The sequence below is a fragment of the Pseudomonas sp. Teo4 genome (assembly GCF_034387475.1).
In the GTDB taxonomy this organism is placed as follows: domain Bacteria; phylum Pseudomonadota; class Gammaproteobacteria; order Pseudomonadales; family Pseudomonadaceae; genus Aquipseudomonas.
Genome location: NZ_JAXCIL010000001.1, coordinates 3,093,298 through 3,107,183, shown reverse-complemented (window position 1 = coordinate 3,107,183; position 13,886 = coordinate 3,093,298). Strand labels below are relative to the sequence as shown.

General features: G+C 62.9%; 9 protein-coding genes. 5 read left to right on the top strand and 4 right to left on the bottom strand.

Annotated elements, in window-relative coordinates; all coding sequences use genetic code 11:
• Positions 1-106: 106 nt before the first annotated feature.
• The 4 genes from PspTeo4_RS13860 (at position 107) to PspTeo4_RS13845 (ending at position 6,823) form a co-directional block, all read left to right on the top strand.
• Positions 107-862 (top strand): GntR family transcriptional regulator, encoded by a 756-nt coding sequence (locus PspTeo4_RS13860; RefSeq protein ID WP_085625463.1) that lies wholly within the window; start codon positions 107-109, stop codon positions 860-862.
• A gap of 137 nt (positions 863-999) precedes the next feature.
• A complete protein-coding gene (gene aqpZ, locus PspTeo4_RS13855; RefSeq protein WP_322364369.1) occupies positions 1,000-1,698 on the top strand; it encodes an aquaporin Z in 699 nt (232 codons plus the stop codon).
• Positions 1,699-1,786: 88 nt separating this feature from the next.
• Positions 1,787-6,184 (top strand): hypothetical protein, encoded by a 4,398-nt coding sequence (locus PspTeo4_RS13850; RefSeq protein WP_322364368.1) that lies wholly within the window; start codon positions 1,787-1,789, stop codon positions 6,182-6,184.
• A 3-nt stretch (positions 6,185-6,187) separates the two neighbouring features.
• A complete protein-coding gene (locus PspTeo4_RS13845) occupies positions 6,188-6,823 on the top strand; it encodes a hypothetical protein (protein ID WP_322364367.1) in 636 nt (211 codons plus the stop codon).
• Positions 6,824-6,829: 6 nt separating this feature from the next.
• Here the strand turns inward: PspTeo4_RS13845 and guaD are convergent, their stop codons facing one another.
• The 4 genes from guaD to xdhA all read right to left on the bottom strand — a co-directional run bounded on the left by guaD (position 6,830) and on the right by xdhA (position 12,954).
• Positions 6,830-8,134, bottom strand: coding sequence for a guanine deaminase (gene guaD / locus PspTeo4_RS13840; RefSeq protein WP_322364366.1), 1,305 nt, complete (start codon positions 8,132-8,134; stop codon positions 6,830-6,832).
• Positions 8,135-8,144: 10 nt separating this feature from the next.
• Complete coding sequence (gene xdhC, locus PspTeo4_RS13835; RefSeq protein WP_322364365.1) at positions 8,145-8,990, bottom strand: xanthine dehydrogenase accessory protein XdhC; 846 nt, start codon at positions 8,988-8,990, stop codon at positions 8,145-8,147.
• A gap of 117 nt (positions 8,991-9,107) precedes the next feature.
• The gene (gene xdhB / locus PspTeo4_RS13830) at positions 9,108-11,507 is read right to left on the bottom strand and encodes a xanthine dehydrogenase molybdopterin binding subunit (RefSeq protein WP_322364364.1); all 2,400 of its coding nucleotides are present in this window, start codon (positions 11,505-11,507) and stop codon (positions 9,108-9,110) included.
• Positions 11,500-12,954 (bottom strand): xanthine dehydrogenase small subunit, encoded by a 1,455-nt coding sequence (gene xdhA, locus PspTeo4_RS13825; protein WP_322364363.1) that lies wholly within the window; start codon positions 12,952-12,954, stop codon positions 11,500-11,502. The genes xdhB and xdhA overlap by 8 nt, the downstream gene beginning before the upstream one ends.
• 269 nt (positions 12,955-13,223) lie before the next feature.
• Here xdhA and PspTeo4_RS13820 point away from each other — a divergent pair, with 269 nt between their 5' ends.
• Positions 13,224-13,883, top strand: coding sequence for a GntR family transcriptional regulator (locus PspTeo4_RS13820; protein WP_322364362.1), 660 nt, complete (start codon positions 13,224-13,226; stop codon positions 13,881-13,883).
• Positions 13,884-13,886: the final 3 nt, after the last annotated feature.

The window sequence follows — 13,886 nt, the reverse complement described above, 5'->3', positions numbered from 1 at the left end:
TGTGCGAAAACCGGTGTGCAATGGCTATATGGCTAAAAGGCCACCTGCAGAAACGGCTCAGCCTGTGTACAATGGCGCCATACTTTCCTTCGTGCCTCGAGAGCCCATGAACGAACAGCTCCAACCTCTGAAGAAACCTGCACGCGCTGGCAAGGCCGGCCGCAGCGGTACCCAGGACGACATCGTCTACGCGCACATTTTCGAGGCGATCCTCGAGCAGCGTCTGGCTCCGGGCACCAAGTTGAGCGAGGAAGCGCTGGGCGAGATCTTCGGCGTCAGCCGCACCATCATTCGCCGCGCGCTGTCGCGCCTGGCCCATGAAAGCGTGGTGCTGTTGCGGCCCAATCGTGGGGCGGTAGTTGCCAGCCCGACGGTGGAAGAGGCGCGTCAGGTGTTCTTCTCGCGGCGCATGGTCGAGCGCGCCATTACCGAGCTGGCCGTCCAACACGCCACCCTCGAACAGCTCAACGAGTTGCGCCAGATGGTGCGCGAAGAGCGCGACAGTTTCTCCCGCGGTGACCGGGGTGCCGGTATTCGCCTGTCGGGCGAGTTCCACCTCAAGTTGGCCGAGGCGGCAGGCAACGCGCCGCTGGTCAGCTTCCAGCGCAGCCTGGTGTCGCAGACTTCGTTGATCATCGCCCAGTATGAAAGCGGCAACCGCTCGCATTGCTCCTATGACGAGCACATGCAACTGATCGACGCCATCGAGGCCCGTGACGCGGAGCAGGCGGTGAGCCTGATGATGCACCACATGGACCATATCGACAGCAAGCTCAACCTCGACGAGGAGAGCGCTTCGGATGATCTGCACGCGGTGTTCTCGCATCTGTTGAAGAAGCCCAAGGTCTCGGCCAAGGGTTGATCGTTTGCCGGGGCCTTGAAGCGGCCCCGCGCGTGACTGGCCATTGGCCAAAGCTCTGCTAGATTCACTCCTGCAAACCTTCATCAAGCAGTTGGGCTTGCGCATTCATTGCGTTCAACTACTTGAGGAAAGGATTCATGAGCATGTCCCTCGGTAAACGTATGGGGGCCGAACTGGTCGGCACCTTCTGGTTGGTGTTGGGTGGCTGCGGCAGCGCAGTGCTGGCGGCCAGTTCCCCCATCGGCATCGGCGTTCTGGGTGTCGCTTTCGCGTTCGGTCTCACCGTCTTGACCATGGCATTCGCCATCGGTCACATCTCTGGCTGCCACCTGAACCCTGCAGTTTCATTCGGCTTGGTGGTGGGCGGGCGTTTTCCGGCCAAGGAACTGCTGCCCTACGTGATCGCCCAGGTGATCGGCGCCATCCTCGCGGCGGCGGTGATCTACTTCATTGCCAGCGGCAAGGCCGGCTTCGAGCTTTCGTCGGGGTTGGCCTCGAACGGTTATGCCGACCACTCGCCGGGTGGATACTCGCTGGCAGCGGGGTTCGTCAGTGAAGTGGTGATGACGGCGATGTTCCTGGTGATCATCATGGGCGCCACGGATGCCCGTGCACCCGCTGGCTTTGCACCGATCGCCATCGGCCTGGCGCTGACGCTGATCCACCTGATCTCGATTCCCGTGACCAACACCTCGGTCAACCCGGCGCGCAGCACCGGGCCGGCATTGTTCGTCGGCGGTTGGGCCTTGCAGCAGCTTTGGCTGTTCTGGCTGGCGCCGCTGATCGGTGCTGCGATTGGCGGTGCGCTGTATCGCGGCCTGGCACGTGAGCCGTAAGCCATCTAGGTGCCAGCCAACAAAGATGTACCGCTTTATTTGCTGACCTCGTCCGCAGACTGGTGGCTCTTTTTCAGGAGCCACCTTCATGACGTTACCGGACGAGTTGTTTGACGCAATTACCCCAGAGCCCACAGAAGTCTCGAGCATCGACGATGAGGACCTGGCGTGTGCCAGGCGCTGTTTGAGTGCGGGCCTTGCCGATGCGGATGCCCCTGTCGACTGGCTGAACCAGGCCTCCAATGCGTTACGGGCAAAGTTGGCCGAGGATGCGCAGTGGCAGCAGCTTCTGCCTCCTGGGTTGGCTGAGCATGCAGAGCACATCGAATCGGCCGACTCTCTATGGCGCAGCGCGTTGGATACTGCTCTTGAAGTCCAGGCGCGGGTCTATCAAGACCTGCTGCTGTTGGGGAGCTTGCCCGATAGCTACCCCGAGCGCCTGCGCGAAGTCCGCCGGGAGCAACACCTTCAACGATTGCTGAAGAGCTTTGGTGATGCAGCACCCACTGAGCAGGTTTTGGCGCCCTGGCTGGCGCTGCGAACCCGCCGCCAGGCAGCGCAGCAGAGCATTCAAGAAGCTCTGGCCGCCCAGCCGGGGCCATGGGAAGGCGTACTTGGCCAGCTTGAAACTGCCATCGGCGAAGCGATGAGTGCTGAGGCCAGCTTGCAGGTTCTGGAGGGGCAACTGTCACAACAGGACCACACCCAATTGTTCGCCCCCGCAGCCGACCAATCTGTGCAATGGCTTGAAGCCAGAGCAGGAGAGCAGGTATTGCCTGGTGTGTGGGTTGTGGTGCAGTCGAGCGCCTGGCGAGCCGGGCTGCAACACACCCCCATGGCAGCATGGGTGCACGGAGACGGAGGCGGCTTGGTTTGTCTGCATGACCAAGCAATGCTCTGTGAGCGCTTGGAGCTTACGTTGTCTGTGGCGCACTTGCCTGCCTTCGGCCAATTGGCGGACGTCGATGCCAAGGTTCAGCTGGCTCCGGCGTCGGACGGTTTGACGGGCATGGTGAAGTCTCTGCTGGATCACTGGAACGGTCAGCTGATGGCAGAGCAGGAAACTCACGCTGAGCCTGAGCCGTTGTCGGCCGAGCAGGATGCCGAGCGCCGTCAGGACCTGGCTCGTGCGGCGCTGTCCATTCCGGCCGACACCTGTCGGCAGTCCGCCGTGATGGTGGTCGAGCGCCTTTGGGCGGCCGACACGCTGGCTCAGCACATGCCGGACTGGCTGTTGAATCGTAGCGATGCCGAGCGACACGCTTACGCCGCTCAATTGAGCGGCTATCAGCAATCGGCCATCGATCTGGAGGGCTGGCTGGAAGAACAAGTACAGCCATTTGCGACTTTCGCTGGCGAACGCTTGTGCGCCCAGGTGAAAAGCGACCTTGGCATCGAACTGGGCTCTGACACGGTACTGCTGCACCGGCCTGTGAGTGTCAACCACTACTGGTTGGCACCTGGCACGGGGCTGGAACCATCGCCGGGTGGCGATTTTGGCTTTTCGGCGGAGCCTCTGGAGTCGCCAGGGCCTGCCTTTTCCTGGGTGGCGAGCGACGAATGGGAGGACGTAACTGTCGCACAGCTGGCATGCGAGGGTTTCGACGCCAGCGATGATTCCGAGAAACAACGCCTGGAGATGGCCCAGTGGAAAGTCGCGGGTATCTCCGCCAGCTATCTTTCCCGCACCTTGGTCAAGCTCGACCCGCTCAAGCACTTCGAACAGGCGGTGTTCGCTGCGTTTGCACCCGAACAGTCCAAGGATGTTCAGCGCCTGCGCCGCCCCTATGTGCTTGAGCTGAAACTGTTGGCTTCGTCAACGCGCTGGCGGCGTGACCTGAGCGTACAAGCGTCACGCATGGTGATGGAGGCTGCGGATGCGCTGAGCCACGACGAACTGGTGCGGGCTGGCATGCGGTTGCACTGGTTGACGATCCACAGCGGGCAAGAGCAGGGAAAGGAGGCCAAGGGGGCCGGTGCCCTGGTTGACATCGCTACCGGGCTGACGGTGTTGTACCTTCCCGGTGCGCCGAAGGGCAATACCTTGATCGAACGCGAAAGCCTTGAGCAAGCGCTTGACTACCTGCGCCTGGCCATTCGTACGCGTACCGATATGGCCGAATACATTGCACGACGTTGCTCCAACGAGCCGGCCAGGTTGTTGAGCTACTTCCGCCAGGCTGCGACCAAGGGTTATGCAGGCTACCTCCGAGCGCCTGAAGCGATTGACCACCTGGTAAGCCTGCAACTCAAAGAGCGCTGCGCCCGGTTGATCGACCAGGCCCGGCAGCAGGGGCGTAGCCAGGTGGGCATCCGCATCGATGGCGACCGAAGCGCGCATGAGCGTCATGTGGGTTACCTCAGGGCCGGGTTGGCGCTGGTGCCTGGTATCAATGTGGCCATCGCCTTGCAGGATATCGAACACAGTGCGCAGGCGATCGGCCAGGCATGGCGAGCCAAGGATGCCGAGGCCTTGGGTTGGGGAGCCATCGGTGTGGCCGGCGGGGTGATCGACATTCTGCTGACAGCCGTACCTGTCGCAGGGGGGCTGTGGAGTCTGCGCCGCGCGGCGCGCCTGCGTATCCGTCAGTTGCACGTCAGTCGCCCGCTGGCCGGTTACGAGGCACACCTGAAGCTACGTGGCGCGAGCCGGCTTGAAGGGCAGAACGAAGGCATCTGGACGCTCGATGGACAGCAATACATCCGCCAAGACGGGCGTGTGTATGCCGTTTATCGTCGAGCGGGCGAGAGTACCTTGCGCTTGAAGGCGACCGCTACTCGTCGTTACGAGGCGCCGGTGCGGCTGGATGGCGGGCGCTGGGTGCTGCATGCCCAGGTCGGATTGCGGGGAGGGGGCGGCAAGCTGAGTGAAGCCGAAGCCTTGTTCAAACACTGGGGGCCGAGCAGCCGTCATCCAGGTTTTGCGGGTGTGAGTAGAGAGAGGGCGTTAGCCCGAGGTCGACGAGTACTTGCCGAGTATGACTTTCGAGGCAGCCAGCAGGAGGCCGAGTTCGCTATTTCCTACTTGGCCGATGGTGCACCACCTGACTGGTCACGAGCCTATCGCACTGGGGCGGGTGGCTCGGGTGGCGCTTCGGGCACGGGTGCTGTAGCTGCCCAGCCGTGGCAGCGGCTGCGTTGGAATATCGGTACCGACGATATCGTCAACAGCTCAGGCAGTTACGGAGGAGAAGTGCGGGTACGAATCGGCAACGCTTCTGCCATACCCGTGCCGGGTGTGCGGATCGAAGGCAATTACTATCCGATCCTCAATGGCTCGGCATCGAGCCGAGTGCGCTTCATCGCGCAACCGGGAACGCCTCCGGCGCGGCTGCGCGATCTGGATGCTCTGATCGAACAGGGGCGTGGTCCCGTACGTGTGGAGCTGGGTGCCGATACTGTTACTGCACCTCAGGTACTGGGTGGCTTCACCGAAACCTTCAGTGCCCGTCTGGCGAGGCGTTATCCCCAGATGAACCCTCATGCACGGTCAGCAATGGGCGAGGCACTGTACCAAAATGCCTTGCGCCGCAGTGGCTGGAGTTCGATAAGCCTTCAGGAGCTGGAGCGCTGGATCGATGACGTTGGGTCCGAGCCGTTGCAGGTGGTCAATGAGCGGGTCGTTCGCGCATTGGCATTCAATATGGACCAGCAAATCAACATAGGCCATTACAACGAATGGCGGTGGTCCCTTGCCGATACCGAGGCCTTCGCGCTGCGCAATGCCATCGGCCTTGAAGCCATGCAGCCGTTCCAGGAAAGCATGACCCGCTTGCTCACTGCTCGGGGCTATCTGGTCATCGAGCAGGGCGCGCACCATGGCCGGTACGTCGCGATTTTCCTGCGCCCAGGGCAGCGTCATGTATATGTGCTGTTGCAGCACCAGCACATGGGGCAAATGTCCCTGATGGGCCGCAATGGCATGGTGCAGCTTGGTGACGTCTGGCTTGACGAACTGCTGTCGCGGGTCAATCTCCGCGCGGCTTCAGCGATGCGCTCAGCGCGTCAACAAGGCTTGCTGCACCCGATAGTGGGAGGGCTGCACCTGGATGGTCCGAATACCACTGAGCTGGTGTGGCAACGCATACGCCTGAGCCTTGGCAATGATCAGGTTGTGCCGCCGGGGCGCAGCTGGCGGCAGAGTGCCCGTGACCTGCTGGCGACGGATCAGGAGTTGGTGCCTCATTCGGGGTTGTACGGCAGGGCAGGCGATACGCTGGCCCATGGCGTGAGCATCGAACGGCGCTGGGTGCCGATCTTCCCCGTCGAAGGCACCAGCAACATTCTGCTCACCCGTTCTCAGCGGTTAGCGGCTCCCTTGAGTTTCGATGACCTGGAACGTTGTATTCGGCAAAGCTATGGCGAACAGCCTTGGCTGGTCGTGCGTAGCCAACAAGGCTGGTCGGTGCGACGTGCGTTGTTCATGTTGAATCTGGACCGCCAGGTAACACGGGCCAGGCCTGGTTTGACGCAGCAAAGTGCGTAAAACGTGGCCCGCTCGGTGTTCGAAGGTTTCCAGGGGACTGAGCATGCTCGTCTGCTGCATCTGGAGCGAGTACTGGGTAACTGGTTGGGTGATACGCGGGCGGCCGGCGATCTGGCGGACCCGTTGCTGCTGCTCACGCCACAGCGCCCGTTGGGCCTGGACAGCGGGCGAAGCTGGAGCCTGCCTCTGGCAGTTAATGTGCCGACTGCCAGCCCATGGATTTACTATCTGCGAGCGGTGGAGCAAGGCGTGCAGGATCTGCTGGGCGCGGTGAGTGGTCGGCGCATGCGTCAGCATGCCACCACCGTGGTGGACGATATCCTCAGGCGCTACGGCCTGGTGCGCCAGCACCGTGTCGGTAGCATCATCCAGTACAACCAGCCCTCGACGGGCAGGGTGTACATTGCGCACCTAAGTGTGAGGGAGGACGCTGTGGTCGAAGTGGCGTTCGAGCAGGGCACGGCCGTTTTGTCGCAGGTGTGGCTCACGCGGTGGCAGGCGCAGTTGGGGGAGCAAGCTGCACAGTCGCTGCAGCAGGCTATCGAGCAGAGCCGGCTGGTGCGGCTGGTGGTGACCTTGCGGTTGGGGGCTGGGCGCCACAACGGCCAGGTCGCGGTTATGCGCCTGGCCGATTTCTAGCGCGTCTTAGCGTTGGTGTACGCAGCGCCCGGCGGCATAGGTTTCGCGCACGGTGCGGTCGTCACCCAGAGTGGTAAGCACGAACAGGGTTTCCTCGATGCTGTTGGACTGCTGAATGCGGTAGTCCAGCAGCGGCGTGGCCTTGTAGTCGAGCACCACGAAGTCGGCATCATTGCCTGGGCGCAGGCTGCCGATGCGGTCGTCCAGGCGCAGTGCGCGGGCGCCGCCAAGGGTGGCCAGGTACAGCGACTTGTAAGGGTGCAGGCGGGCGCCCTGCAGTTGCATCACCTTGTAGGCTTCGTTGAGAGTGTTGAGCAGCGAGAAACTGGTGCCGGCGCCCACGTCGGTACCCAGGCCCACGTTGACCTTGAAGCGCTCGGCCTGGGGCAAATTGAACAGGCCGCTGCCCAGGAACAGGTTGGAGGTCGGGCAGAAGGCAATCGCCGAGCCGGTCTCGGACAGGCGCTGGCACTCCTCGTCGCACAAGTGCACACCATGGGCGAACACCGAGCGTTCGCCCAGCAGTTCGAAGTGGTCGTAGACGTCCAGATAGCCTTTCTGCTCCGGGAACAGCGCCTTGACCCACTCGATTTCCTTGAGGTTCTCGGACAGGTGCGTGTGCATGTACACGCCTGGGTGCTCTTTGAGCAACTGGCCGGCCAGGGTGAGCTGTTCCGGGGTGCTGGTTGGCGCGAAACGTGGGGTGACTGCATAGTGCAGGCGGCCCTTGCCATGCCAGCGCTCGATCAGTGCCTTGCTCTCGGTGTAGCCGGATTCGGCGGTATCGGTCAGGTAGTCGGGGGCATTGCGGTCCATCATCACCTTGCCGGCGATCAGGCGCAGGTCCAGGCGCTCGGCCTCTTCGAACAGCGCGTTGACCGACTCAGGGTGCACACTGCCGAACACCAGGGCGGTGGTGGTGCCGTTGCGCAGCAGTTCCTTGAGGAAGATCTTCGCCACCTGGTCGGCGTGGGCCTTGTCGGCAAACTGCTTCTCGCACGGGAAGGTGTAGGTGTTCAGCCAGTCCAGCAGCTGTTCGCCGTAGGAGCCGATCATGCCGGTCTGTGGGAAATGGATATGGGTGTCGATGAAACCTGGGGTGATCAGGGCGTCCTGGTGGTGTACCACCTCGATGCCGGCGTCCAGAGTTGGCAGCAGCTCGCTGGCATGGCCAAGGGCGGCGATGCGGCCATCGTCGATCACCAGCAGACCGTCCTCGTAGTATTCGTGGGACGCCTCCAGGCCGACCTCGGCCGGGTCGGCGATGCTGTGCAGGATGGCGGCACGGTAGGCTTTGCGGGTTGCAGTCATAAAACACTCGTCAAATAGCTTGGCTGCGCCGAGAGGGCGGCAGCAACTGGGCAATGGGGCCGGCGTTGGCGGCAGCATCGTGCTGGCCAAAGCAGGCGTTGTAGGTGGCAATGATTTCCGCGGCAATCGACACGGCGATCTCGATCGGCAGCTTGCCCTTGACCTCGGCCAGGCCCATCGGGCAGCGCATGCGTGCCATGACGGCATCGTCATAGCCGCGCTCGCGCAGGCGGTGCTCGAACTTGACCCGTTTGGTCTTCGAGCCGATCAGGCCGAACCAGGTGAAATCGTTGCGCTTGAGAATGGCGGCGGTCAGTTCCAGGTCGAGCTGGTGGTTATGGGTCATGACGATGCAGTAGCAACCTGCTGGCAGGTCGGCCACTTCGTCGACCGGTTCCTCGCTGACGACTTTGCTCACCCCGTTGGGGATGAGTTCGGGGAATTCCTGCTCGCGTGAATCGATCCAACGCACCTTGCAGGGTAGTGCGGCGAGCAAGGGTACCAGAGCACGGCCGACATGGCCCGCACCGAATACCGCGATGTGTGCCTGCACCGCGGCCATGGGCTCGAACAGCAGCACGGTGACGCCACCGCAGCACTGGCCGAGGCTGGCGCCAAGGCTGAAGCGCTCCAGGTGCGGGGTGGTGCGGTGCTCCTCGAGCATCTGCCGGGCGATGTGCAGGGCCTTGTATTCCAGGTGGCCGCCGCCGATGGTGTCATACAGGGCGCTGGCGCTAACGACCATCTTCGAGCCAGCATTACGAGGCGTGGAGCCGCGTTCCTCGATGATGGTCACCAGGACGCAGGGTTCGCCGCGGGACTGGTGGTCGGCGAGGGCGTTGATCCATTGGTGCATGATGCAACCTCTCTACGTTGCGCCGCGGGCACTGTGGGAGCGGGTTTACCCGCGAATGCGATGATGCATTCGCCGCCGCATTCGCGGGTGAACCCACTCCCACAGGGTTTCGCACTGTCAGTGCGTCACGGTTTCCATTTCCTGGGCGGTGGGCTGCTCGACAGCTACGGCCTTGCGCATCTGCTCACAACCCCACAACACCCGCTCCGGCGTCGCCGGCGCATCGATGTTCGGCTGCTCGCGGTAGTCGGCGATGCTGGCCACGGCATCCTTGATCGCGCACCAGGCAGCGATGCCGAGCATGAACGGTGGCTCGCCCACGGCTTTGGAGTGGAACACGGTGTCTTCCGGGTTCTTGCGGTTCTCGACCAGTTTCACTCGCAGGTCCAGCGGCATGTCGGCCACTGCCGGGATCTTGTAGCTGGCCGGGCCGTTGGTCATCAGCTTGCCCTTGGCGTTCCACACCAGTTCCTCGGTGGTGAGCCAGCCCATGCCCTGGATGAAGCCGCCTTCCACCTGGCCGATGTCGATGGCCGGGTTCAGCGAGTCGCCGACGTCGTGCAGGATGTCGGCACGCAACATTTTGTACTCGCCGGTCAGGGTGTCGACGATCACTTCCACACACGCGGCGCCGAAGGCGAAGTAGTAGAACGGCCGGCCACGCGCCTGGCTGCGGTCGTAGTAGATTTTCGGGGTGCGGTAGAAACCGGTGGTGGACAGCGAAACCTGGGCGAAGTACGCCAGCTGCACCAGCTGTTCGAAGCTGACGATCTGGTCGCGCACCCGCACATGGCCGTTGCGGAACTCCACGTCTTCTTCGGTGACCTGGTAGTGCCGGGCGGCGAACTCGGTCAGGCGCTTCTTGAGAATTTCGGCGGCATTCTGCGCCGCCTTGCCGTTCAGGTCGGCGCCGCTGGAGGCGGCGGTCGGCGAAGTGTTGGGCACTTTGTCAGTGTTGGTGGCGGTGATCTGAATGCGGCTGAAGTCGACCTGGAACACCTCGGCCACCACCTGGGCGACCTTGGTGTTCAAGCCTTGGCCCATCTCGGTACCGCCGTGGTTCAGGTGGATGCTGCCGTCGGTGTAGATGTGGATCAGCGCACCGGCCTGGTTGAGGAAGGTGGCGGTGAACGAGATGCCGAACTTGACTGGCGTCAGCGCCAGGCCTTTCTTGAGAATCGGGCTGTTGGCGTTGAAACGACGGATCGACTCGCGGCGCTCGGCATAGTCGCTGCTGGCTTCCAGTTCCGCGGTCATCTCTTCGAGCATGTTGTGCTCGACCGTCTGGTAGTAATGGGTGACGTTGCGCTCGGTCTTGCCGTAGTAGTTGGCCTTGCGCACCGCCAGCGGATCGCGGCCCAGGTGGCGGGCAATGTGGTCCATCACCTGCTCGATGGCGACCATGCCCTGCGGGCCACCGAAACCACGGTAGGCGGTGTTCGAGGCGGTGTTGGTCTTGCAGCGGTGGCCGTGCACGGTGGCATCGCCCAGGTAGTAGGCGTTGTCGGAGTGGAACATGGCGCGGTCGACGATCGAACCGGACAGGTCCGGGGAATAGCCGCAGTTGCCGGCCAGGTCGAAATTGATGCCGTGCAGGCGGCCGTCATCGTCGAAGCCCACGTCGTACTCGACATAGAACGGGTGGCGTTTGCCGGTCATGGTCATGTCTTCGACCCGCGGCAGGCGCATCTTGGTCGGCTGCCCGGTCAGGCGAGCGACCACCGCACACAGGCAGGCCGGGCTGGCGGCCTGGGTTTCCTTGCCGCCAAAGCCGCCGCCCATGCGGCGCATGTCGAGCACGATCTTGTTCATCGGCACGTCCAGCACTTCGGCGACCAGTTTCTGGACCTCGGTGGGGTTCTGCGTCGAACAGTAAACGATCATGCCGCCATCTTCGGTGGGCATCACCGAGGAAATCTGGGTTTCCAGGTAGAAGTGTTCCTGGCCGCCGATGTGCAAGGTGCCCTGCAGGCGATGCGGGGCGCTGGCCAGGGCGGCGACTGAATCGCCACGCTGATGGGTGTGGCTGTCGAGTACGAAGTGCTTCTTGCGAAACGCTTCGACCACGTCCAGCACCGGCTCCAGGTCCTCGTACTCGACGATGGCGGCCATCGCTGCGCGGCGTGCGGTCTCAAGGTCACGGGCAGCCACGGCGAGCACCGGCTGGCCGAAGAACTCGACCTTGTCGATGGCCAGCAGCGGGTCACCGGCGACCACCGGGCCGATGTCCTTCAGGCCCGGGATGTCTTCGTGGGTGATGGCGATGCGCACGCCTTCGAAGGCATAGCACGGCGTGGTGTCGATGCGCAGGATGCGCGCATGGGCGCGGTCGGACGTACGGGCATAGACGTGCAGCTGGTTGGGAAATTCCAGACGGTCATCGATGTACACCGCTTCGCCGGACACGTGCTTGTCGGCACTGTCGTGCTTGACGCTGCGGCCAACCCCGGTGGTGAGGTCCTGGCTGAACAGTTCGGCCATCTCGGCCTGGCTCTTGACGGCGTGATGGTTAGACATAAGCGGTCACCCGGGTTTCGATGTACGGCGATTGCTGTTCGATGAAGTACTTGCGCAGCAGGTTCTGCGCGGTCAGCAGGCGGTACTCCTTGCTGGCGCGGAAGTCGCTGAGCGGGGTGAAGTCTTCGGTCAGCGCCTGGCAGGCGCGTTCGATACTGGCCTGGGTCCAGGGCTTGCCGCGGAGTGCGGCTTCGCAGGCACGGGCACGCTTGGGAATGGCGGCCATGCCGCCGAAGGCGATGCGCACACCGCTGACCACGCCATTCTCGATGCTCAGGTTGAAGGCGCCACACACGGCGGAAATGTCGTCGTCCAGGCGCTTGGACACTTTATAGGCACGGAACGCCCAGTCAGCGCTGGCGCGCGGCACGATGATCTTCTCGATGAACTCGCTGTCCTGACGGGCGGTGATGCGGTAGTCGATGAAGTAGTCTTCCAGCGCCAGGGTGCGTTGGCGCTGGCCTTGACGCAGGACGATCTGCGCGTCGAGGGCGATCAGCAAGGGCGGCGAGTCGCCGATGGGCGATGCGTTGCCGATGTTGCCGCCCAGGGTGCCCTGGTTGCGAATCTGCAGTGAGGCGAAACGGTGCAGCAGGTCACCGAAATCCGGGTATTCCTCGTTGAGCGCGCCGTAGCAGTCGGTGAGCGGGGTGGCGGCACCGATTTCCAGGTGGCCCGCGGTCTTTTCGATGCGCTTGAGTTCGGCGACGTGGCCGACGTAGATCATCACCGGCAAGGTCTTGTGGAACTGGGTGACTTCCAGTGCCAGGTCAGTGCCTCCGGCCAGTAGGCGGGCCTCGGGGTGCGAGCTGTACAGGTCGGCCAGGTCGGCCACGGTCAGCGGCACCAGGCAGCGCTTGTCGCCGCTGTTGAGTTCGCCGGTCTGGGTCGGGGCAATGGCTTTAAGACGGCTGATGGTCTGTGCCTGCTGGGCATCGAACTGGTCGCGGCAGGGCTTGGCGCAGCTTTGTTCGGCGGCGTCGAGGATCGGGCGGTAGCCGGTGCAGCGGCACAGGTTGCCGGCCAGGGCTTCCTGCGCCTGGTGCAGGTCGTGGCCTTCGCTGTTCTTTTGCAGGGCGAACAGCGACATGACAAAGCCTGGGGTGCAGAAGCCGCACTGCGAGCCGTGGCAGTCGGCCATGGCCTGTTGCACGCTATGCAGCTGGCCTTGGTGCTTGAGGCCTTCGACACTGATCAGTTGCTTGCCGTGCAGCGACGAGACGAACGTCAGGCACGAGTTGAGGCTGCGGTAGCGCAGGGTGTCGTTGCCGACGTCGTCCTGGGTCAGTTCGCCGACCACCACGGTGCAGGCGCCGCAGTCGCCACTGGCGCAGCCCTCTTTGGTGCCGGGTTTGCCCAGGTGCTCGCGCAGGTATTGCAGCACCGTCATGTTCGGGTCCAGGGCGTGCTCACTACGCAGCTCCTGATTGACGAGAAACTGGATCACGGGGAAGGCCTCGCAATGGTTTTATTGTTGTTCGGGCGGACTCTAAGCAGGGCTGACCTCCAGGTCAATATTTTTCTGACCCAAAGGTCAGGAAATTATTTGCACCCCACCCGATTCCACCGAACCAGTCCTTTTCCTAAGCATAGATCGGGCCGCCGTTCAGGGTATCCAGCGATGCCAACAAAGCCTGTGGTCCCACTGCTCGATTGGTCTGCAAGTGCGCTACAATCGCGCCCTTGTCCCCAGTTCAATGATTTTGAAGGAAAACCATGACGTTCAAGGCGCCGGACAGCCTCTCCGAGCAGATCGCCGACTACCTGGCCGAGCGGATCATCCGCGGCGAACTCGCGCCGGGAGAACGCATCCAGGAGCAGAAGGTTACCCAAGCGCTGAATGTCAGCCGTGGTTCGGTGCGTGAAGCGCTGCTGATCCTCGAACGTCGCCATCTGGTAGCGATCCTGCCGCGTCGTGGCGCCCATGTGACCGAACTGGATGAGCGCAGCGTGCGCAGTCTGTGCAGCTTGATGAGCGAGTTCTACATTCTATTGGGCAACGCCGTTGCGCAAAAATGGCGCACCGACAGCGACCTGATGCCGTTTTTGGGCATCCAGCAGCGTTTGCGCCACGCCCATGGCGAGCAGGACATCAAGGCCTTCGTGGCTGAAAGTTTTGCCGTGATGCGTGCGGCGTATCCGTTCGCTGACAACCCCTACCTGCAGGAAACCGTCGAGAACCTGCAGCCGGCCATGAGCCGTGCCTATTACCTGGCCCTGGACCAGCGCAAGGCCAACATGATCGATTACCTGGACCTGTTCGCCCGTTTGCTCGACGCTGTGGTCGCCCGCGACCTGCCGCGCATCCGCGAGGTGCTCACCGCCTACGGCCAGCGCAGCTGCGAACTGGTGCTGGCGGCGTTGGCCAAGGGCTGACCG

Bases quoted from the DNA above. Each gene is read 5' to 3' on its own strand.
- PspTeo4_RS13860 (WP_085625463.1), top strand. From the start codon at position 107: ATGAACGAACAGCTCCAACCTCTGAAGAAACCTGCACGCGCTGGCAAG.
- aqpZ (WP_322364369.1), top strand. From the start codon at position 1,000: ATGAGCATGTCCCTCGGTAAACGTATGGGGGCCGAACTGGTCGGCACC.
- PspTeo4_RS13850 (WP_322364368.1), top strand. From the start codon at position 1,787: ATGACGTTACCGGACGAGTTGTTTGACGCAATTACCCCAGAGCCCACA.
- guaD (WP_322364366.1), bottom strand. From the start codon at position 8,134: ATGACTGCAACCCGCAAAGCCTACCGTGCCGCCATCCTGCACAGCATC.
- xdhC (WP_322364365.1), bottom strand. From the start codon at position 8,990: ATGCACCAATGGATCAACGCCCTCGCCGACCACCAGTCCCGCGGCGAA.
- xdhB (WP_322364364.1), bottom strand. From the start codon at position 11,507: ATGTCTAACCATCACGCCGTCAAGAGCCAGGCCGAGATGGCCGAACTG.
- PspTeo4_RS13820 (WP_322364362.1), top strand. From the start codon at position 13,224: ATGACGTTCAAGGCGCCGGACAGCCTCTCCGAGCAGATCGCCGACTAC.